Source organism: Roseovarius sp. MBR-51 (genome assembly GCF_053628575.1).
Genome location: NZ_JBRJGQ010000019.1, coordinates 41,683 through 64,301 on the forward strand (window position 1 = coordinate 41,683; position 22,619 = coordinate 64,301).

General features: G+C 60.2%; 14 protein-coding genes. 8 read left to right on the forward strand and 6 right to left on the reverse strand.

Annotation, left to right across the window (positions count from 1 at the left end; genetic code table 11):
• Nucleotides 1–3 precede the first annotated feature (3 nt).
• The 3 genes from ACSSVY_RS19925 to ACSSVY_RS19935 are packed head-to-tail and all read left to right on the forward strand — an operon-like array spanning nucleotide 4 to nucleotide 2,371.
• A complete protein-coding gene (locus ACSSVY_RS19925) occupies nucleotides 4–414 on the forward strand; it encodes an ExbD/TolR family protein (protein ID WP_454271576.1) in 411 nt (136 codons plus the stop codon).
• Complete coding sequence (locus ACSSVY_RS19930; protein WP_454271577.1) at nucleotides 411–815, forward strand: ExbD/TolR family protein; 405 nt, start codon at nucleotides 411–413, stop codon at nucleotides 813–815. Before ACSSVY_RS19925 ends, ACSSVY_RS19930 begins: the two co-directional genes overlap by 4 nt.
• Nucleotides 812–2,371, forward strand: a complete 1,560-nt coding sequence (locus ACSSVY_RS19935; RefSeq protein WP_454271579.1) for a DUF4384 domain-containing protein — start codon at nucleotides 812–814, stop codon at nucleotides 2,369–2,371. Before ACSSVY_RS19930 ends, ACSSVY_RS19935 begins: the two co-directional genes overlap by 4 nt.
• A gap of 28 nt (nucleotides 2,372–2,399) precedes the next feature.
• On the opposite strand, the gene ACSSVY_RS19940 is transcribed toward ACSSVY_RS19935, so the two are convergent.
• A complete protein-coding gene (locus ACSSVY_RS19940; protein ID WP_454271581.1) occupies nucleotides 2,400–3,911 on the reverse strand; it encodes a caspase family protein in 1,512 nt (503 codons plus the stop codon).
• 144 nt (nucleotides 3,912–4,055) lie between these two features.
• Between ACSSVY_RS19940 and ACSSVY_RS19945 the strand changes: the two genes are divergently transcribed.
• The 4 genes from ACSSVY_RS19945 (at nucleotide 4,056) to ACSSVY_RS19960 (ending at nucleotide 10,236) form a co-directional block, all read left to right on the forward strand.
• Nucleotides 4,056–5,117, forward strand: a complete 1,062-nt coding sequence (locus tag ACSSVY_RS19945) for an OmpA family protein (protein ID WP_454271583.1) — start codon at nucleotides 4,056–4,058, stop codon at nucleotides 5,115–5,117.
• A gap of 63 nt (nucleotides 5,118–5,180) precedes the next feature.
• The gene (locus tag ACSSVY_RS19950) at nucleotides 5,181–6,551 is read left to right on the forward strand and encodes a hypothetical protein (protein WP_454271585.1); all 1,371 of its coding nucleotides are present in this window, start codon (nucleotides 5,181–5,183) and stop codon (nucleotides 6,549–6,551) included.
• Nucleotides 6,552–6,702: 151 nt separating this feature from the next.
• A complete protein-coding gene (locus ACSSVY_RS19955; protein ID WP_454271586.1) occupies nucleotides 6,703–9,495 on the forward strand; it encodes a hypothetical protein in 2,793 nt (930 codons plus the stop codon).
• A gap of 39 nt (nucleotides 9,496–9,534) precedes the next feature.
• Nucleotides 9,535–10,236, forward strand: coding sequence for a CpXC domain-containing protein (locus tag ACSSVY_RS19960; protein WP_454271588.1), 702 nt, complete (start codon nucleotides 9,535–9,537; stop codon nucleotides 10,234–10,236).
• Nucleotides 10,237–10,539: 303 nt separating this feature from the next.
• On the opposite strand, the gene ACSSVY_RS19965 is transcribed toward ACSSVY_RS19960, so the two are convergent.
• From ACSSVY_RS19965 to ACSSVY_RS19975, 3 genes are read right to left on the reverse strand one after another with little or no spacing between them, the layout of a single operon-like run.
• A complete protein-coding gene (locus ACSSVY_RS19965) occupies nucleotides 10,540–12,447 on the reverse strand; it encodes a caspase family protein (protein ID WP_454271590.1) in 1,908 nt (635 codons plus the stop codon).
• 18 nt (nucleotides 12,448–12,465) lie between these two features.
• Nucleotides 12,466–17,202, reverse strand: a complete 4,737-nt coding sequence (locus tag ACSSVY_RS19970) for a two-partner secretion domain-containing protein (protein ID WP_454271591.1) — start codon at nucleotides 17,200–17,202, stop codon at nucleotides 12,466–12,468.
• Nucleotides 17,162–18,760: a ShlB/FhaC/HecB family hemolysin secretion/activation protein gene (locus tag ACSSVY_RS19975; RefSeq protein ID WP_454271593.1), complete on the reverse strand. Its 1,599-nt coding sequence runs from the start codon at nucleotides 18,758–18,760 to the stop codon at nucleotides 17,162–17,164. The genes ACSSVY_RS19970 and ACSSVY_RS19975 overlap by 41 nt, the downstream gene beginning before the upstream one ends.
• An 825-nt stretch (nucleotides 18,761–19,585) precedes the next feature.
• Here ACSSVY_RS19975 and ACSSVY_RS19980 point away from each other — a divergent pair.
• A complete protein-coding gene (locus ACSSVY_RS19980) occupies nucleotides 19,586–19,906 on the forward strand; it encodes a DDE-type integrase/transposase/recombinase (RefSeq protein ID WP_454271594.1) in 321 nt (106 codons plus the stop codon).
• A 52-nt stretch (nucleotides 19,907–19,958) separates the two neighbouring features.
• On the opposite strand, the gene ACSSVY_RS19985 is transcribed toward ACSSVY_RS19980, so the two are convergent.
• Together ACSSVY_RS19985 and ACSSVY_RS19990 are read right to left on the reverse strand one after the other, a co-directional pair.
• Complete coding sequence (locus ACSSVY_RS19985; protein ID WP_454271596.1) at nucleotides 19,959–20,336, reverse strand: hypothetical protein; 378 nt, start codon at nucleotides 20,334–20,336, stop codon at nucleotides 19,959–19,961.
• Between the two features lie 3 nt (nucleotides 20,337–20,339).
• A complete protein-coding gene (locus tag ACSSVY_RS19990; protein ID WP_454271597.1) occupies nucleotides 20,340–21,857 on the reverse strand; it encodes a caspase family protein in 1,518 nt (505 codons plus the stop codon).
• Nucleotides 21,858–22,619 lie beyond the last annotated feature (762 nt).

Here is a 22,619-nt window from a genome sequence, read left to right on the forward strand (position 1 = left end):
CCTGTGCAGCTGACCCGCAAGGCGACACAGCGCCAGCTAATCTCGCTGGTGCCAATGATCGACGTCCTGCTAATACTGCTGGTATTCTTCATGGTAACGTCGACCTATCTAAATCTCAACACGGTCCCTATCGTCGACAGGGCCGAGCAATCCGAGTCCCAAGGGGCAAGCAACGGCACAACGCTACTAGTCCGCATCGACGCAGACGGCGCGACTCATATAAGGGGTCAGCTCCACGCGCCCGATGAGCTTGTAGAACTGGTTCGGTCCGGTCTGGCGGAGAACCCCCTGCTGTCGGTCGTGCTTCTGCCCTCCTCACGCGCGACAACGCAGGCACTGGTCGGCACCATGGACATGCTTACGACGGCGGGCGCTACACGCCTGCGCCTGATGCGACTGGAGGGGCAGCAATGAAACTGTCCCGTCCGCAGCGCCGCACCCCACCCGAAACCATCATCGCGCTTATTGACGTGGTTTTCTTCCTGCTGGTCTTCTTTATGCTGATTGGGCGCATGGATGCCACCGCCCCGTTCGAGGTTCGGCCTGCCACCGCCTTCACGGGATCGCACATGCCTGCAGGCGGGGCGACCGTATCGGTCGCTCCCGCGGGAACACTGGCGCTCGATGGCAAAGAAGCAATCGCGTCCGCCGTGCTCACTATCCTTTCAGAACAGCTCGAGACCGAACCCGACCTGCTGGTGCGGATCAACGCCCATCGCGACGTGGTCATGGCCGACCTGCTGCCACTGGTGGCAGAGATCGAAGCTCTCGGCGCGCGCGATATTGTCCTAGTCGTCACGCCAGAGATCCAATGACAGGCCGCGCCGCCCTATGGGCCGTCGGGCTCGCCGGCTCCGCGCTGATGCATCTCGCGGCGGGCAGTCTCTATCTTGTTACCCGCGCATTTGATGATGTCCCTGATCAGCCCGGACCGGAATCGCGCCTACATATGGACACGGTCACCGCACCAACCCAAACCGCACAGGAGCATGAGCCGCAATCCGATGCGGCGCGAGAGGCCAAGGCAGACGGCACCGATCTGAATGCCGGGACCGTGCCGCAGTCCGAGGCATTCTCTGTCACGCCTCGCGCTGCACCACTCGTAGCACAAGCCGCACCGGCACAGACTTTGTCGCAGGCATCGCCGCAAACCGCAGTTCTGTCCGCAGCCCCCGCCGCGGCGCAGATCGCTGCAACGATCCATCCGGCCGGTACAACCGTCCGCAACAGCCCCGCTCTGTCCGAACAAATCGCTAAACCCACACTGATCGAATCAGTCGGTGTGGAACCGTCAGAGCTGATCCAAGTCCGCCTCGCGCCCGGCCGGATCGCCACGGACGCACGTGCCGCCGCTACACCGCACACCGACTCGCTCTCTCCCAGCCAACTCGTCGCAGCCCCCGCAGTCTCAGCGACACCAGCTGCCCTGTCCGTCTCGACACGACAGCCAAAAGTTGATGCCGCTGTTCATAAAGCGGCGACAGGAACACCCGCGCGTGAAGCTCTCGGTGACATCACTCCGGCCATAGAACCACCCCTACCCGTCACCCGGTCTAAGGCCGAGCTTGCCTGGCGCTTCGGCGACAGGCTGGTGACCGATCCACAGGCCCTCGCCACGATTCAAGCATTCATGGCTCCCAGTGCGCTGGAGGATGCGACCACATTGCGCGACGATCTATCAGCACTGCTGACCGACCTTGACTGCGCGCGCGTCTCCGGTACCTTCGTGCCAGAGACGGGAACGCTTGAACTACGCGGTCACATCCCAGATCCGTCCCTTGCCGGTCCCCTACTCGATGCTCTGCGATCACAGGTCGGCGGCGACATTCCAGTAGCCGCGAACCTGCAGCACCTGCCCGCTCCCCAATGCCGTGCACTTTCCGGCATTGCTAGTCTGGGGCTACCTCAATCGACCGACCAATTCACCGACTCGCGGCTCATTGGTGACACCGCGCAGGCGCAGGACTACCTGTTTTCCGAAGGCAAGGTTCTGCGTTTCGATCTGCAGGCTCCGGAGTATCCCGCGCACGTCTATGTCGATTATTTCGACGCCGCGGGGCAGGTCATCCACCTGATGCCAAACCTCACCGATGGCAACGGCCCTTTTGCTGCGACCTCGATCTTGCAGGTGGTGCCCACCCAACCTGGCAGCGACGCTCCGATCTTGATTGGTCCGCCGTTCGGTCAGGAAATCGCCGTCGCCTTCGCCGCTTCGGCCCCCCTCTACGACACACCGCGCCCGACAGTCGAACCAGCGGCAGACTATCTCGGCTGGCTGCGTGACAGGGTGGCCGCAGCCGAAGCCGCCGATCCAAATTTCAAAGGCGAATGGGTGTATTTCTTCGTAACAACCCGTCCCGCCACACCATAGAACCCATATGCATCAAGCAGGTCGATCGCTATTTGCAGTCGTTCTCAGCCCAGAGTCGAAGATGGCGCTTAAGGCTGCCGCCGAACGGATGTTCCTTGCGAAGCGCCCGCGCCCCGCCCTCCTTGATGTACGTGGCCGCTTGGGTACACAGCGTATCGCGCGTCCACTGGTGGCAGGTACTGCAGGATCTGTCCTTCCAAGCCGCGTCGGGCAGCCCATCGATCGGCGGGAAAAGCGGCGAAAGCTCGATTATTTCCAGGATCGTCTTACCGACGATCTCTGACGGGCCGTCAGTCAGCGGTTGGTTGAAAAACGTTGGATCCAACCGTGGTTGAGCAGAGGTCGGTTCTACCAACTCCTCAGGAGCAGGCGCAGCCGCCACTCGCGAGGTCGCCGCCTGGGTTTCCTTGCCCTCCAGCCCGGCGATCTCAATCCGCACCAATTCCTTGAACGTGCCGTCGGGATAAGCGTCGAGATAGGACTGATAGTCTTCCTTCAGGCCCGACACTCGCGCCTTTTCCAGGATCTGCACTTCAGTTTCGGCGGGGGCCGTGGACACGAAGGGCGTATCTGGCTCCGGTGTTGCAGAGACTGGCTGCGTGGGCTTTCCCCCTTTTAGCTCCAGCTCCAGCACATCCGATAGCATCGCTCGGGCCTCGTCTTGGTAAAGCCCCCGTGGATAGGATCGCAGAAACAACATGATCTGAACTGGGTCTCGGCTTTTGGCCACCGAATTCCACAACTGCTGTTCGGCCATTTCCTCTGCCGACAATTGCTTGCCCGGGCGGAACACGAACTCGCGGGTCAGCGACGACGTATCCCAAGGCGTCTGCGCGCCGCCAGTCTGGGCTATAACCTTCACCCGCACATCCTTGAACACACGCTCGATAGGTGCGTCCTCGATCTGGATCGCCTCTGCAAGCGCATGACTGAAGGGGCTATTCTGGCCCGTGCCGTCCATCGCAACCCTACCCGGTGCTGTTGCATAGGCAAGATAAGTGCCTGTCGGGGCCTTCATCTCGGCCAGGCCATTATCGTCAAGATCCCGGATGTTCTCGAACGGATTGTTTCGACAAGCATCTAGGATCACGATGTTGGTCCGGTTACGTGCCGATGCCATCTGCCGCAGCACGCTCGACGCATCCATCGCCACCAGGTCCAGATCCGCCGCATCGGTCAGGCCAGCATCCACTGGCAACAGGTAGTTCGTCCCAAAACTCTGTACCCCGTGACCTGCATAGTAGAATAGGCCCACGGTCTCGGGTCCCCCATCGCGCAAAGCCCGCCCGAAGTCCGCAATTGCCCTACGCATGTCAATCTGCGTCGCGTCTTGCAGCAGCGTCACGCTGAAGCCAGCATCGCGGATGGACTGTGTAATCAGTTGCGCATCATTGATCGCATTGTCGAGCGGCGACACCTGCGTATAACTGCTGTTGCCGATGACCAGCGCAATCCGTTCCTGCGGTAGAGAATTCTGCGCCTGTCCAACAGTTGCACCGAACAGTGAAACTGTCACGATCAGCACCCAAAGCCGTATCATAAATCCATTCCTTCGCTAGGCTCTCCACCACCTTAAAGCAATCGCTTGACATGGCAATCGGTCCCCACAGGCAGACACAAGAGTGTTGCTTTTGATCAGCCTTGGCGCGATAGTTTGGCCATCTCCACTGCCAAGGAGCATTTTATGCTATATTTTAGACGCTTCTCGTCCGCGGTGCTTCTATCCACGTTATTTTCTATTAGCGCGGCTGCACAGCAGGCAACGTTCGGCGACGGGTGGTTGCTCGAAGGCGACGCATCCTCTTTGCAATTTCAGTCGATCAAGAACGGCTCAGCAATCGAAACCTCTTCCTTCGCCACGATGACAGGCACAATCGACCCCAACGGGAACGCGTCTCTGAAGGTTCTGCTCGACAGCGTCGATACCAAAGTCGATTTGCGCAACGTGCGCATGCGTTTTTTGTTCTTCGAAACGTTTCAGTACCCCGAGGCGACAGTGACTGCGCGGATCGACCCCGCACTTATCGCCGACCTGCCGCAGGTGAAGCGCAAGACCGTCACTCTACCCTTCACACTAGCGCTGCACGGCGTCACCAAGTCGTTTGACGCAGATCTCGTCCTGACCCTAGTAGGAGACGATCTCGTTGCTGTTTCAACGGAGCAGCCCGTGCCGCTGGCGGTGGCCGATTTCAACCTCACCGAAGGGCTGCAAAAACTTGAAGAAGCCGCAAATGTCACCATCGTGCCCTCGACGACAGTCAGCTTTGATCTCATATTCAGCAAGGCCACCGGGAGCGAAGGTGCGGTTACGACAGGGGAAATCACCACGCCGACCGACAAGCCAGCCGCTGCCGCCCTAGAGGCCGAGGGCGATTTTTCGATCGAGGCATGCGTAGGCCGGTTCGATATCCTGTCGCGTACCGGCAATATCTACTTCAAGCCCGCTTCGGCCCAACTCGACGGGGCATCGGGCCCGCTGCTCGACGCAGTGGCACAGATCGTGACCCGTTGCCCGGATCTTACTATTCAGATCGATGGACATACCGACAGCTTCGGCAGCGCTGCCGCTAATCAAACTCTGTCGGAACGCCGCGCACAATCCGTCGTTGACTATCTGGCGACCCGCGACGTCAGCCCTTCGCGACTTATTGCCTTCGGCTATGGCGAGACACGGCCAGTGGCGGACAACTCTACCGAACAGGGCCGCCGTGAAAATCGCCGCATCGAATTCTCTATATCGGACTGAGATTCGTATCACACGTCGAACACAGCCTCCGCGGGGGGCCACAACATATGCGAGGATGCCGCCATGGGAATGTCAACCGAAAACCTTGATGAAATGCAGGCACTGCTGAAGAAGGCGCGTCAAAAGGATCTAGCTTTCGGCCTGTGCCTCGGCAAGAAACCCGAAGACAACGTGTTCTTCCTCGACCTTAAGAAATCTGGCGAAGTCATGATGCGCAAGGCCAAGGCCGAGGGCGAAACCGGCAAGGTTACATACGGCACCGTGGGGGTGAAAGGCAAGATCGCGACGCTAATGGTCGAAGGCAATATGCTTCCCGGCCTTGCCAAGAACATGAAGATGTTCATGACTAAGAGCGGCATCAAGATGAAGGTGGTCATCACCGACCCGAATGGTCAGGTGCTTGAATCCGATGGCGACGAGGACGAGGACGACAACGAGGCGGCCACAGACGCCAGTTCGGCGGACCAGAACGCCGACGACAGTCAAAACCGTGACGCGTCGGCCGACGACGGAAATAACGGCAGTAATGACGACAACAATCCCGCCGCCGGCCAATGGGGCCAAGTCGCTGCGGCACTCGCACCGCTGGCCGCAAAGTTCGAGGGGTCCTCCGACCCGCGGGCCGCACAAATCGCCAAGGTTTGGGCCGGGGCCGAAGCCGCCGCTGGTAACGGCGATTACAAATCCGCCATGGGCGTCGCCGCGAAGCTCAAACCGCTGCTTGTTGCTGGCCCTGCAGCGGGCAACGAGGCAAAGACCCCTGGCGACACCAACTCCGACAGTACTACCCCCGATGCAGAAAGCCCCGACCGCAAGAAGTGGAAGGCTGTCCAAAGCCCGTTGGAGGAGCTTTATACAAAGGCCCTGGGCAACAACCCGGCCAACCGCAGCAAGCTGGAAGCGGCTTGGGGCATGGCCGCGGAGAAAGCCGAAGCCGGTGATTACACCACCGCACTGGCCATCGCCGCCAAGCTCAAGCCGCATCTGGAAGCAGCCGCAGCCACTGCCGCAAGCGGCCAGCAGGACGAAATACCCAAAGACGTTATTCCGTTCCAGAAATCCCGTGTGCTTTGGGTAAACACCCGCCGAAAGATGCTGACCGAGATCGAGAAACTGGAACAAGCCATAATCGATGTGTGTGCAAACGATCCCGAACTGGCCCCGATCGCCGATGAGGCACGTGGCCTGAACAAGCGACTTCAGGTCTTCGACGGCGAACTCGAAGATTTGCTCGACCAGATCACCAATACGCCCGAAGGACCCGACCGAACCAAGCTCAAGGGCGATGCTAATGCCAAGATCCGCGAATTCCAAGCAGCCCTACAGGACGATTTTTTCAAGGACGTGGATGCAGACAACGGATTTGTAAACGTTGCCGTAACCGCCACGGCGACCCAATCCTTGCAAGCCATCGCAAACGTACTCGCCAGGTAGTCCCGGACCTTCACGGTCAGCAACCTTTGACACGGAACTCTGAACCATGCCCTTTTCCGATCTTTCCCCCGCAAGCCAGAAATTTCTCAAGAAACATTTCAAGTCGGGGGGGCTGTTCCGTTCAGGCACCTCTCAGGCCGAAAAGGATGATATGGCCGACACGCTGATCGCCTTCCAGACCGAGCGCGCCCGCCTTGCGCAACGCATCCAGGCGATTCCGCCCTTCGTGGACGGTGGCGTTCTTACGTCCGACATCCAGCGCGTCACCGATATGGTCGAGAAGGACAAGAAAAACTTCAACGCCGCTCAAGCAACGAAGATCCTCGCCGCGCTCGACCTCAAGATCACCAACACTTCTGATACTTGGATCGCCAAGCAGAAGGCTGAGGCCAAGACCGCGCTTGACACCAGCAAGACCTACCACGGCGTTGCGCTCAAGATCCCTACTCACGAAGCCCGCTTTCTGACCATCGACACTGACGCAGGCAAATCCCCGCCCGACTATGGCGCGATCAAAGCGTCGCGTGATTTCATCGTCAACGGGCGCGCCGATCTCAAGGTGATCTCGGACAATTACAAGAGCGACTACGATGCCGTCACTAAGATGATCAAAGATGATTGCACCGACCGACTACCGAGCATCACCGATCCCGTCGTTTCGGAAGAACGTTCGGCGATTCTGACCAAGATCGCGCTGGCGAAGCAAAAACTCGAGGAAAACAGCGCCTGGCTCGCCGCACGCCTGTCATCCGCAATCTATCACGAGATCACCGGAGCCGCGAAAATCATCCAGCAAAAGAACGACTACGCCGCGGTCAAGCAGACCGCAATGACCGAGTTCAAGAAGCTGACAACGGCCCTCAACCCAGGTGCCGACGCCGAGTATCCGCTGATCAATGCCGACATCGAGCTGGCTGCCGAGGAGGAAGCCAGACGCGATTACTACAACGCCACCCTGATCATGAAATCGATGCCTGATCGCATCAAAACCCTACTTAACCTGTGCAGCGCTTATGAGGAATTCGAGGCGGCCCTGATCCCGGCCAATACGGCAATCGAACAACTGAGAAAACATCACCTCGCCGAATACGTGCAGGCTGATATCAGGGCGATTGAGGCCTTCCGCGACGCCTGCATCAATCAGGCAAGCGAACTAAAATACGGTGCCGCCACCTCACGCCTCGAAATGGTACCGCAGCGCTGCACCGACGCGGTGACCGAGGCGGAGAAAGCCGCGCCTTTTGCTGCGCTGCTCAAGGATGCGCCGAGTGGCGATCTGTCAAAGCTGCTAAAGGACGTCCAATCCAGCCATAAGGCGCTTGTCGATCACAAACGCGCTGCGCAGATCGACGAACCTATCAAGACCCTGGAGATTTCGATCGAAACTGCCGAGACCGCGATCAAAAATGGTGACGAATCGAACGCCCGCGCGGCCCTCAGCCGGGGGGCCGATACCGCCACCTTCGCTTACCGGCTTGCCCAGAACGTTGATCAGATCTACTCCCGCGCCGATGCTTTGGGCGAACGTGTGTCCGGGCTTGAGGCCACACACGAACAGGCTGGCTACATCAAGGACCGGCTCGCCGCCGTAACGAAATTGGTCGAGGATGCCCGCAAGGCCGCGCTCGCAGATGACGAAACCGCACTCGCACTCCTAATCGATGGCGAAACCAAGGTAGAGATTGCCCGCAAGCTGGCCGATGCCGAAGATGTATTCCGCATCCGCCTCGCTGACACTCAAAAGGCCGCGACTGAGCTAGCCAAGACCAATTACCCCGACAAAGCCAAAACCGAGCCAAAAATTAACGAGTACCTGACCAAGGCTCAGGAGCATTCGGTCAAGTTCGACCAGATCAGGGCCAACGGATCGCTCTCCGCCGCCGAAGCACTGCTCGCGGTGGCGAAACTGGCGGCCTTGGCAGACACCAACGGCGACCTGAGTGAGGCGGACATCCGCGCCCTGATTGCCCTGCCGGACGGTCAGCGGCAGCTCGACGCAATGGTGGCGAGCCTGCCCGACAACGCCTCGCAAAAGGTCATGTCCACCCTGCTGTCGGTCCGCTTCAACATGGACGTGAAGCTATTCACCAGCAAGGCGACACGCACCGAGGACGGCAGCGGGGCCAAGACCGGTCCGGCGCTCGATGCCCCCGTGCCGAACCTCAAGGCCTATTACGAGATGCTCGCCTCGGTTCCCGAGACGAACACCAAGCTCAACCCCAGCCTCGCCCGCTTTGACCGGATCGAGGATGAAAGCGGCTCCTATTACGAACCCTCCAACGGCGCCGTGGTTATGGCCTGCTTCAACGATTTCAATCTGGACGGCAACGCCTTGGGCGACCCCGACCAACTCGACGCCATCGACGACGAATGCAAACCCGTGCCGGATACCGAAGTGCCCAATCCAACCTACGGCAAATGGACAACGCTTCACGAAATCGGTCATGCAGTTGACGATCGCAAGGGCTTCATGCGCTCGAAGGGCGCGAGTGCGGAATTCGGCGGCTGGCGCGAACATGGTGGCGATACCTCGCAGATCAGTGCCGAAGTCGCGGACGAGTTCGATTTTGATGCGCATTTTGTCGAACGCAAGATGGCGGGCGGCAACCCTGACCTGCCGCCGCCGCCCGATGGCGTCACGCAAGGTGAATGGGAAACTCGACGGGACAATTTCCTCGACTGGCTGGGCGCCGTGCGCACCACCACCGATATCTGGGACAGTGCCACCAATTCCAACGCCCGCCATATGTCAAAGACCGGCCGGATGATCCACGAGGCCTATCCCAACCATTGGGTCTCCTACGATCTGTCGGCGCGCCGCAAGGGCATCACGGGCTACCAGTTTCGCGCTCCCGGTGAATGGTTCTCGGAACTATACGCAGCTTATCATACCAAGAAACTCAAGCCCTCCCACCCGGCGCAGACGTGGCTCAGCAAGCTTTGAACGCCCCTGCCCTCGCAGCCAAACGAAAGGACCCTACGGATGTCCCTATTTACAGTTGAACAAGCCCCTTGCCCGAACTGCGGCACTATCGCCGAGATGGAGATATTTTCCAGTGTCAACGGCGACCGCCGCGTCGACCTGACCGAGGCGATCCTCACAGGCACGATCCAGTCGCACACCTGCAAGAAATGCGAGACCGCATTCCGGGTTGAACCCTCAATCAACTATCTCTCAGTCGGCGAGGGGCTGTGGATAATGGCCCGCCCGCTGTCTGCCATGGCCCATTGGAAGGAAGAGGAAGAGGCTGCCAACACCGCCTTTGAGGACGCATATGGATCAGGCGCGCCCGACGCTGCGAAGGAGATAGGCGAACTGCTCACCGTGCGTCTCAGCTTTGGCTGGCCTGCCTTCCGCGAAAAAGTTCTGATAGCGCAGTACGGGCTGCGGGATGTATCGGTCGAGTTGATGAAGCTTGCGATCCTGCGCAACCGTCCCGCCAATCCCCTGGCACCGGGCGTCGAACTGCGGCTCGTGAACCTTCGCGGCGACCAATTAGAAATGGCCTGGATCGACGCCATTTCCAATACGCCGTTGGACTTGTTCACGGCGCAAAGATCGCTTTATGACGAGGTCGCCGGTGGTGAAGCTTGGGCAAAACTGGCCGCCGAACTCTCGGCGGGCAGCTTTGTCGACATCCAGCGCCTCACCATCGTGCCGAAGCCAATGGAACCAGCAAGATGAAGCTGTAAATCGGGGGCGTAAAACTAGTAAACGTGTCTGAGCAGGCAGACGGATTTTTAGCCTATGGTTAGACCATGACAGCGGGGACAGAGGCAGAGTTCAACCAAACGAACTTCGACCGCATTAATTAATGCGGCACCAGACTGCGTCTTGGCGTCAGTATTCTTCACGAAGTTGGCGGCAGGCGGCCTACAAGCGTCGAATTTCCGGATTCGGTGCACTCGGAGTTTTCGCTGGCATCCTACTCTCAATCTGTGGGGTGTCGCTCACCCCAGTCCAAGAAAAGTGGATATAGGAGCGGTCTCAGTTCACCAGCACATCCACATTGAACCCGCCATCACGCCAGCGGTGCAGCGCGGCGGTAAAGCTCGGCCCCGGCAGACCGTCGACTGCTGCGGCGTAAAAGCCAGCTGCCTTCAGACGGCTCTGCACTGCACGGATCGTGTCGTCGGACCATTGGTCCGTCGCTTCGGTCAACTGCGCAACCAACGCACCCCGGTCTGACGCGACACCGCGCAAAAGTAAGTTCGCCGCCTCGTCTGGGTCCTTCTGCACGCCGCGCCCCTCATCAAGAAGGATCGCCGCGGCGCGGTAGCCCTCAGTCTCACCTTCATCCGCGGCACGCCGGAAATATTTCAGCGCTTCGCCGGGTTCATCGACCACGCCGTCCTGAGCCAGAACGCCAAGGTTGAAAACCGCCTTGGGTGATCCGCTCTTTGCTGCCGCGCGCAGTAGCTGGATTGCCCGTTCCTCGTCCTTTGGCGCCATCTGCCCTTCGAAAAGAATGATCGCCAAGTTTATCATGGCATCTGGGCTGCCGCCCTCCGCCGCGCGCTGGTACAGCGCCAACGCCGCTTCTGGATCCTGCGGCAAACCATTGCCGGATTCCGTAAGTTGTGCCAGACTAACCATGGCGCGCAGATCGCCCCGGTCCGCCGCACTCTTATACAAGGTCACTGCCCGCTCGATATCGCCCGAGGCCGCGACAGCACGAGCATAAAGGGCGGTATAGTGCGGCAACTCGGGAAACTGCGCCGAAGCCGCGGCACAAGCCTGGATCGCCGTCAGAGCGTTCTGCTGCAACCGATCGAAAGGCATCCCTGAGTGCACTGCCGTTGCGTCGCGCGGATGGGTTGCCAGCCGTTCGCAGACACCACCCGGCGTGCTGTCCTCCTGCGGAGGAATCAGCGTCAGCAAGCGCTGCGCCTCGGCGACGTCGGCACCGTTCGGATACCGGTCGAGGTAATATTCAAGCAACGGCCGCATCCGGCTGCGCCGCGCCAACTGCCAAAGCCTCTCCGCCTCTGCCTCAGCGTTACGAATGCCCAGCGTGCGTGTCTGTGTCCCGGTTTGCAAAAACGCCAGCACATCGTCCACATGCGCGCCCTGCGGATAGCGCTCGGCGTAAAGCTGCATCAGGTTAGGATCCTGCTCGCTCGCCGCGACCTGCCAGAGCATCGTTTCCTCTGACGCGGTCACGGGGCTGTTGTCGAACCGGAAAGACTGGGTCAGCGATGAGTTTTCCCACGGAATCTGCCGCCCGCCAGTGGCCGACAATACGTCGCGCCGGACCGCAATCATCAGATCCTGAATGTCCTGCCCTGGCGTATAGATATGGCTAAGCACCGCCTCGGTAAAGAAACTGTTCCGCCCGGTGCCGTCATAGGCCACGTTGTCGGGCTGAGTGGCATAGACGAACATGAAATCCGCCGCCGTGCTGACCCGTGCCAAACCGCTTTCGACACGCATCTCGACACCGAACGGATTGTCGCGGCAAGCGTCGAGGAACACCAGCTTCAAACCATCGGACTTCTGCATCGCCGTCAGGACATCTGTCAGCGCCACGGTCTGTTCGCCGAGGTCGTCGACCGATTGCAAATCGGCATCGACCGGCACGAGGTAATTCTGCCCACTGACCTGAAAGCCATGCCCGGCGTAATAAAACAGTACCACATCCGCCGTCGCAGCGCGTTCGGCAAAAATAGCCGTGCCCTCACGCATCTCTTCCATATTAGTGTCGGACCCGAGGATCACGTCGAACCCCAGCCCCTCCAGCGCCACCGACACGTCCAGCGCATCGTTGATCGGATTATCGAGCGGGCTGACATTGGCATAGGCGGAGTTGCCAACAACAAAAGCCAGACGCGTCTCAGCCAGTCCACATGTCGCGGTCAGCACCAAGATCAAGACAACCCAAAATCCGCGCAACACTTTTCTGGGACTCCTTTTTTACAGGCCGACGGCCCGGCTCATTTTGATGCCGACATTGTCCATCGCACCCGCCACCCGCGTGACCGTTGCCCGCTGCACCGTCGCAAGTTCGGGATCCTCAACGCGCACTAGCGCGATCGACTTGCGGATCTCGGTTGCGGCATCTGCAAGGGCATCGCGCGCTTCGCTCACGGCGTCACGGCGGATCGCCTCACGCTCGGCATCCGTGGTCGCACCCGCCAACCGCTGCTGCGCCCGCACCCGCGCCTGATCGACCCGGACCCGTGCATCCTGCACGATCCGCGCGACGTTTTGCATGCCAGGCGGCAGGTCGCTCGAGATCGCATCCAGCTCATTTGCGAATTCATTGAGAGAGTCAGACATGCAGGCCAAGTACCGGCTGACATCGCCACTGCTCTGCCCGCAGGAATCTGCCGCAATCTCCAGCGACTCAGAAAGCGCGTCTACCTTCTCGAACGTGGCCTCGGCGGCCCCTAGCAGAGCGGCACCCCCGATGTCTGTCCCCCCAGGCCCGTCGTTACCACCAATTCCAAAGTCGCCGCCGATCGTGTCGTTCGGGTTCGGCAGCGGAAATCCGACAAACACTGGTGGCACGGGCACGTCGTTCCCCACCGCAGGTGTCACGGTAAGTGCACCCTCTTCCAGCGTCACGTCGTAATTTTCTAGCCCGTTGCCCTCCACGGCCGAAATCTCGATCGGGAACGGGCTGTCCGCCACCACTGCCGACGTCGCCGCTCCCTCACTGTTCAGCTCCGCAAAATCGACACTGTCGCCCTCCACCGCAAGTCCGATGACGGTGAATTCCGTCCCACCAAATGTCAGCAATGTCCCAAACACTTTAACCGCGTCATTGGCGGTGATTGTTAGGGGAGCGGGCTGTACCGTCAGCGCGCCGCTCTCAAACGTGATATCGTAGTTATCAATGCCCTCGCCCACCGCATCACCGATTGCAATGGAATATGGGGAGCCGCCGTTCACGACCGCCTCCTGCGCTGCACCATCACTGCTCAGTGTCGCAGTCTCTACCGTGTCGTCGAAGAAGAGCTGCCCGCCGACGGTAAACTCCGTGCCGTCGAACGCCAGCAATGTGCCATATGTCTTGACCGCGTCATTGGCGGTGACAGTCAGGGGCGAGGGATTCACCGTGAGCGCGCCGTCCTCAAACATGATGTCGTAATTGGCAATGCCCTCGCCGACAGCATCACTGATCGCGATGGCATAGGGGGTGCCACCGTTCACGGCCGCCTCCGCTGCCGCACCATCACTGGTCAGCGTCGCAATCTCGACCGTGTCGTCAAAAAAGAGCTGCCCGCCGACGGTGAACTCCGTCCCGTCAAACGCCAGCAGCGTGCCATAGGTCTTAGCCGCGTCATTGGCAGTGATCGTCAGGGGCGCGGGATTCACCGTGAGCCCGCCGTCCTCAAACGTGATGTCGTAATTGGCAAGACCCTCGCCGACGGCATCACTGATCGCGATGGCATAGGGGGTGCCGCCGTTCACTGTCGCCTCTCCAGCCGCGCCATCACTGCTCAGTGTCGTAGAATCTACCGTGTCGTCAAAGAAAAGCTGCCCGCCGACAGTGAACTCCGTCCCGTCAAACGCCAGCAGCGTCCCATAGGTCTTGGCCGCATCATTGGCACTAATCGTCAGCGGCGCAGGGGTGATCTCAGCGTCGCCCAACCTGTCCACGACACGGTAAATCACCCCCAGATCCGATGTGACACTGGCGGTATCGAGCGTGAAGGTCGTGGTGCCTACGTTCTCGTCGGCGAAGGTCAGAGGCGCACCCGCTTGATCGGCGTTCAATGTGTCCGCAGGCTCGTCGAACACATAAAGGTCAGGCCCGCCATTGATCGTGCCGGAGGATACTGCAGTCGTCGTGCTGCCATAGGTCAGCGTCAGCGGGTCCGGCGTCACCAGGATCACCGGGCTAGTGGTGTAGTTGACCGGATAGAACCCGGTATCCCCCGGCGCCCAGACATTCGTGAAATCCCATCCCTGCACCCCACCCAGTGAAATAAACGTTTCGGTGTCTTGGAATTGCGCGGTGCTCAGACCGGTTCCGGCCGCGGAAGCGGCGAGGCCTGAGGTTTGGATATCCCAGAAGTTCGTGTCGGCGCTGGCAAATCCGCTTTGATCAGTCGCGGCAAACCCGCCTACCGTAGCAATAGAATCACCGGTGACGGTCACCGTTCCAGTCGAATAGCTGCGGAAGATATCGCCATTGATCTCGCCGACGAAACCGCCTGCATAGACTTCGGACATTGCCGTTTCACTCGTCACTGTGACGTTGCCCCGTGCATAGCTATCGTTGATCGTCCCACCGACGTTGGAATTTTCCACGCCAGCGAATCCGCCTACATAAAATTCCGCTCCACCGAATTCGTCGGTGACGGTCACATTCCCCAAGGCATGTGACCGGTTGATTGTGCCAAAATTGTTGTGCCCGACAAAACCTCCGGCAAAGATTTGGCCCCCGAAGGCCTCGGAACCGTCTGCCGTGACCGCCACATCCGCGATGCTGTCCTCAATCAGACCAAAATTTTCCCCAACCAGACCGCCGACCGCTTCGCCGGTGCCTGACGATGTTCCGGTTGCGCGCACATTGCGGATCGTGCCCTCGTTGAAGGCTGCGAGCAAACCGCCCGATGCACCGATCATGTTGAAGCCTTCCAGCGTCAGGTTCTCCACGACGGCATCGGTGGACAGGAAGCTGAACAGCCCGTAAGAGGCCAGCCCCTCGCCACTGTCAGGCGCGCTGAAGACATTCGATATGCTAAAGCCCTGGCCGTCCAAGTCGAACGTGCCATCGGAAAGGAAGAGCGGGCTGAAACCCTCGGTCCAGGTTGCGGTGCTGCTGCCGTCGATGTCATTGGCCAGCGCCACGAAACCATTGCTGATCCCGTTCGGGACAAGACCCTGAAAGCCGTAGATATCCGCCACGAGCAACGGATCGCCCAAGACCCCCGTTCCGCCAACGAACCGTGAAAAGGAGGCACCGAAGTTGATGACGAAATCGTCGGCCGAGAAGGCGGGAAGTGTCGCAGTGTTCTGTGTCCAGGCACCCGAAACCAGGGTGAAGGACCCGACATTGATCGCGCCTCCCGCCCCGGTGGCGATCTGGTTCACCGCGTCAAGCCGCAATCCACCGGACGCGCCGTTGATCGCGCCGTTCAGTGCGATATTGCCTCCCGTCCCGCTGGTCGTCCCATCGTCATCCGCGATCAAGGTTAGCGTCGTCGCTGCAGTCCAGTCGACATCGGCGTTGACCGTGATATCGCCCGAGCCTGTGCCAGACCCACTTGTATTCAGTATCACATCTCCGAACGCAAGGTTGGCCTCAAGCATGTTTTCGCCGCCGGCACCCGGATCAACCACGATATCCGTGGGGTCCAGCAGTAGCATGCCCCACTTGCCCAAGGGTGCCCTCTGATCCGCTAACCCAGTATAGTTCAGGGTCAGCTTGCTCGAGACTTCGACAAAACCGCCATCGCCACCCTGAGCGCCACCCCGTGCCGAAAGGGCGCCTGCAAATTGTGTGTACTCGTCGGACCAAAGTACGATCTGGCCACCGTCGCCCCGCTCCAATGCGTCCGCGTTGATCACGGTCTGCGCATCGCCCGAAACAGTCCCTGCACGGGGCAAAGTCCCCTGCCCCGCGAAATCGCCACCAATCCGGATAGAGCCACCGCCCCCCGCGCCACTCGCGTCGATCTGCGCACCATCCAATGCAATCTTTGTGCCCGTGATCGTGATGTCCCCACCGCGCGCCCGTGGACGCAGGGATTGCGTGACAGCAACGTCTGCGGATACCGGCCGCGACCGCGTCGATACCTTGCCCGTGACACGAACCGACCCGCCATCTCCGCCTCCCAGCGTGATCGTCCCGCCGCGCACGGAAACCGAGCTTGCCTCGGCGACCCCGGATAGGTTAATCGCATTGCGCGCCGCATTGCGCGCCGTTGCCGCGCGCATTTCGACGATGCCGTCCGTGGCCTTGGCCGTGCCCGAATTGTCGATCAAAGCCTCGCCGTCGTCCTCGCCCTCCGATGGCAGCGCAACCTGCAGGAATTGATCGCCCGACACGTCCAGCACCACACGTTCGCCCGAGGCAAAACCGATGCGCCCGTAAGGCACGGTCACGATGCCACTGTTGCGCACCTTGCCGCCAAGCAGCGCCGCGTAGCCGCCACGTCCGATGCTCACCCGGCCCGCGTTCTCGACCGCCGCCGAACTGCCGGTCCCCCGATACAGCAACCGCCCCGCGTTGAAATCGTCGTCACTGATATCGAGCGTCGACGCCGCGAAACTGCCCGCATCCACGGTCCCGCTCGGACCGATAAAAATGCCGTTTGGATTGACGAGATGCACCTGTCCGTTCGCGGTCAGCCGTCCGTGAATCTCCGAAGTGGTGCTCCCCGTAACGCGATTCAGCATCGCCGCATTGCTTGAAGGCTGCCGAATGTCCACATGGGCGCCTGCCCCGATCGAGAAACTGTCCCAGTTCACCACCGCCCGGTCAGAGCCTTGCGTGATCGTCATTGTTCCGGCACCGGGCGTATTAATGCTCACTGTACCGCTTGCCACCTGCCCGCCTTGCGGCAAAGCCGCCTGTTGCGCCGCAGCCCCGACCGGAAGACAAATGCAGGCTGCGACCGACGCCTGCAACAACCGCCAGTAGTCGGCCCGAGAATCAGAACCGGAAATTGCCGGAAATGGTGAAGCGGTTGTCATCTGACGACCCATCGTCTATCTCCCTTCTGCCCAGTTCAACGCGCAAGCTGCTTGACCGGAAGTTTGAATCAGTTTGTGCAAAAAAGTCGATACCAATACCGTAAGCAAACGCATCTGTGTGTTTTTGCTCAGCCGCCGAGGGGTTCTCCAAGTAGACCGAGCCATAGCTCAGGAAGGCATAGGGGCTCAGCAACACAGGCACCGTCGCCATCGTCATCCTAGTCTGCGTCGACAGCTCCGAACGGACCACATACCCACTGTCCCCCCTCAATTCGCCTGAATCGAACGCCGACAATTCCTGTGCGCCAACGATGCTGAGCTGCTCGGACGTCAGCAGCGGGTCGGCGAAGGAGGTCTGGAACCGTCCCGTCACCGACAGCGCCAAGGGGATGGGCGCCGCCAGTCCGCGCCGATGCGAGAACGACCCCGCCAGTTTGGAGAAATCAGCGTCCGCACCGGCGCGCGACAATGGCACCCCCTCCGCCGCCGCTTCTGCAGCGGTGCGCGCCCCGAACGCGTCGAGACCCTGACTCAGGATCAATCCCGCTTCGGTCACAGAGTCGTCTTCATGGAAATAAGACGTACTGCCGCCAAACCGCAGCACATAGATCTCGTCGCGGTAGATCGGCAACCGCGCGCCCCCCGCCCCGATCAGGTCCTGCTTGTCGACCTGACGATCCAGCGCCACCTGCCCGGTGACGTTCAACTGCCGCGACCGCACGAATGGATAGCTCAGCCGCACCGATTGCCGATCGAAGGAGGACCGCGTCGGGACCACGTCATCGTCCGGCTTGGTGTCACTCGACGTCAACTCGACATTCAACGTCAGCCCGGAAAACCCCAGCGGCATCACCGCCCCGACAGCCAGGATGCGGCTGCGCGGATCGTCACTGAAATAGTCCTCATGTGCGCCCGAGGCCCGGAAGTAGAAGGTCTCTCCGAATTTCAGTGGAGAGTTGATTTCCATGCCGAGGTTGAACGCCACACGGCCCAACCCGACGTCTGTCGGGTTACCGAAGCCCGCGAAACCGGTCACCTTGCGGTATTCGGGATCAAGCGCGATCACCGCGCTGCCGGGCTCATCGCCCGCCCCGAGAGCCGATTTGAGGGCGATGCCCGGCACATCGCCCGCCAGTAGCAATTGCCGTTCCAGCTCCCCTCGGGTCAGGCCCTCCTTGTTGACTATCGGCGCAGTCAGGCCTTCGATCCGCGACCGCGCATTGGCCGGAACGTTGCTGGTGTCGACCCGCTCGATAAAACCGTTTACGATCTCTACCCGCAACACCCCACCATCACGCAAGCTTTGCTGTGGCAACACGACACGGGTCAGCACGAAACCCGCGTCGGCGTACGCTTCCTCCAGCGCCGCTGTCGCGTCGAACAGTTCGGACACCGGAACCCTGCCAGATGTCAATCGCGCCTTGAAGGCGTTGTTCTGTGCTGCAAGCTGCGGCAGAGCATTGCGCAGATCTACACCTGACAAGGTGATGCCGATCTCACCGGAACCCGGTGGCGCCTGCGTACCAGTTCTTCCAGTAAAGACAACGGCACCGTTCAAGCGCTGCAGCTCGGGCTGTAAGGTTGGCGGTGTAATTTCACTAGCAGTTTGCCCGTGTACGGCACCAACTGCCGAAAAAACGCCGATGGCTACAGACGCAACCAATTGGCCGATACCGCGACGCCAGTGACTATCCGCGAAATTTACTTGTCTCACGTTCTGCTACCTCACGTCTGCCGCTTTGGTCATTAAGGTACAGGAAGCGCACATTATTGCACGCAAAACCTCGAATGCTACTGCAATCTGGCTAAGAAAAGTCTCTAGTGTGACACGGCGTCTTGGCGCCGCCACTTGGTTAATGCTGGACAGAGCTAACGTAACCTAGCAGACTCCCAGGGGATCAGCTCAGAAGCCTTGAAGGTCGACGAGGCCGCTGCCGAATTGGCGAGTGGGTTCGGGGTTCATCCGACGATGATCCACCAATCGGAACATGCCCTACTGGAGGACGCGTCTTGTGTTTTTGCGCGCGGCGGCCGGCAGAATCCCGTGATCGACGAGGAGTCGGTGAAGGAACTGCACGCTAAGATCTGGGCGTTTCGGTCGCCAACTCTTCTTTGGAACGAAAGTTGAAGCACTCAGGCGCGGCATGATCGAGCGTGATCCCCCCAACTGTCCATCGGTCAGCAGTGCAAGCTGCTGTCGATCTCTCGCTCGTCCTTTTACTACAGGCCGAAGGGGCAGACCGACCAGAACCTCGGCCTGATGCGGCCGATCGACGAGCCGGTCCTGGAAACGCCGTTCTTCGGTGTTGGGCAGATGACCTAGTAGCTGCGTAACGACAGCCGTCCCGTGAACGAGACGCGCCTCCGGCGGCGGATGCGTCTTATGGCGCTGATGCCGATCTACCAGAAGCCCAACAACAGCAGGCCAGCGAAGGGGCACAAGACCTTTCCCTACCTGCTGAGAGGTCTGCGTGTGGATCGTCCGAACCAGGTCTGGTGCTCGGACATTAACTACCTGCCCATGCGCTGCAGGTTCCTGTATCTCGTCGCCTTCATGGACTGGCATACCAGAAAGGTCTTGGCCTGGCGCATCTCGAACACGCTGGAGGCCAACGTCTGTGTCGAGGCACTGAACGAGGCCAGCCGAAGCGGTGCGACATCTCCTGCAACAGAACATGGCACTCACCGCACTCAATGCGATTGATAGTGGCGTGAGCCGGCCTTTGCAGCTTGCTGAAGGGCTGATTTTCGCCGTCTCAGCCTGCGGAAACGATCGCGGCGAGGCGGCGGGCGTCGGAGACCGCGTCGCGCAGCTGCTCAAGCCGAGCGTCGTCAGTTTCGCCACCAACTTTGCGGCTCAGAACCTCATCGACCTCAGCATCGACCTTCGGAGGCATCTCACGGTTCTCGGCCACGGCCACGGACTTCGCCTCCACCAGCTCTCGCTTGGACTCGGCCCAGGCGTCTTTCATGCAGATCATTTGGGCATCCATGTCTGGCGCTGGCCGGGGTGCGCCGTAGGCGCTAGCGGATTTAGGCGCCGGGCAGGGCATTGCGTCACGCGCTGGCTGTTGGGGCACGTCGCATGCGGCAAGCGCCGTGACGGCGATGAGGATGGCTATCGGCAGTCGCATCGGTCAATTCTCCTCCAACATGGCGGCCATCCACGCATAGGACCCGTCCGGTGCATCCCGCATAAGTTCAAGATGTCTGTAAAATGTCCGGGCGTCGGCCAGGGCGCGACTGGACGTACTGGACAGGGCGCGGCTGGCGGCAAAGCGCGGCTGGGCCTCGTCAGACATATAGGCGAAGAGGTGGCGATCGGTCTGTTCGACGAGGTCGTTGTAGTAGGTGCGGCTGGAATCGAGGCTGGCGGCGGTCCGCTGTCCTATCTCGTCTATCTCATCGACCTGGCGGCGCATGTCAGCGAGCACGTCGCTGGCCTCGGGGGTGTCGCCGTAGCCGGCTTCGGCCACGGCCAGGTTTTCCTCGGCGATGCGCAGCTGTTCCTGGATCAAGGTATGGCGGGCAAGGTCGCTTTTCACAACGCTGACGGTGTAGGTGCCGAGGAAAGTGGCGGTCCGAGCCCCCTCGCGCATGAGCGCGCCGAACGTGCGCCCGCCAGCCGGCTGAGTCCCGCGCCAACGGGCGAAGGCGCGGCGGACATCCTCGTCGGACGTGGCGGGCGCATTCGGCACGAAATAGCCCAGCATCTCAAGTGCGGCGGTCGCCTGCGGGAGGTCTTTGTCGGCAAGGTCCCCGGCCTCGAGCGGGACACCGCGCAGGTCGTCGATTCGTAGTTCGGCCATGATCTTGTAGAGACCCTCGGGGAACTCTTCCAGATAGCCTTGGTAATTTTCGACAGCACCAGCCTCGACCACCTCGCGCCAGATGCGCAGCTCGGTGTCGAGTGGCGGGGCCCCGCGGGCGAGATAATGCTCGCCGATCACCGCCTCTTCGACCCACGGGATCTGCTGGCCGCCGGTGTCGCGCACGACTTCCTGCCGGACACGGCCAAACATGATGCGCACGTCAAGGCCCGGCGTTTCGATATGGTCGAGCAAAGCCGCCGTGAAGGTGCTGTTGTCGCCAATGCCGTCGGCAGCTACATTGCCTGGATCGGTGGAGTAGGCAACCAGGGTGCCGACCCCGCCCGAGACGGCGGAGAGCCCCACCTCGCCGATCTCGGCATCGCCGAGCGGGTTGTTGCGGCAGGCATCGAGCACGATCATCGAGAGATTAGCATCGGCCTCTTCAAGCGCGGCGCGGATCTCGGTCATTGTAATGCTGGACCGCGCGACGGCTGGGGCGGAGAGCTCGGCCAAGTCGACGCCGATGGCATAGTTTTCAGACCCGACCTGGATAGAGTGTCCGGCGAAGAAGACCATGGCGATGTCGGCGTCACGGGCGGTCTCGCTGAGCCAGTCGAGCGAGGCCATCATCTCCTCGCGCGATAGGTCGATAGCTGAGCGGACCTCGAAGTTGAGGCGGCGGAGGGCGTCGTCAAGGGCACGCACGTCGTTGCCAGGATTGGCGAGGGCGAAATCGTGGTTGGTATAGCTGGCGTTTCCGATCAGGAGCGCGACCCGTCCATCCGCCACCGCCTGCGCGGCGTTTAGAAGAGCGAGCGCAAGAGTCAAACAAAGCAGCCGCATGGAGGATTCGCCCTTTTTGTGTAACGCCGCGACGGTATCAGCGAAACGATCAGGCGTCACCCCCGTCCAGAACCATGCGCTGCCGTCAGACCAATCAGTTGCAGCAGCATCAAGACGCCTAGGGCGATCACGAAGAAGTTCTAGGTCAGCGTAATTCTGTCCGGGTGACAAAGTGCCAGACGGCGTTGGAGCGAAGAACAGTATTGGACCCGCTACGCAAGAAAACTCACTTATTTGTCCGCGCGTTTGTATTTTTCGCACAAGCATTGACTTGGCTCGCCAGAATGAGGACGCGGCCTAAAAACCTTCTGACTAAGCGAGGCCTTACGTGCCGCTATTGCCGAAGGGGCTGCGTTGACGTTGTGGTGACTTGCGATACCGATAAAATGTGCGACGAGATCCAGAATTGCCTGATCGTCCTCAACCATTAATACTTTCATCATACCTCAAGGTCCAATGCGTCAGTCTGATTCGCTCCTTTATCGCTCATAATTGGGGTCGCATTTTGTCGGATCAGCTAAATCTGCCATCGGAATCTGATGTCTCTGCCTTTTTTTGGTCACATTTTATTGCGGAGAGTCGCGGTCTCTGCGGAGCGAGCCCAACGGTGTCAGGCGATTGAACCGGGCAGCCCCCATCTGTCCGGAAAGGCTCTGAAATCAGACAACCTGCACCACAATTGGAGGTTGTCCTTTAATCTTGAAGCATATTTTGTGGTGATGCCTAGATTAGTTGTAACAGATGTGTTGCCCAAAGAGCGCC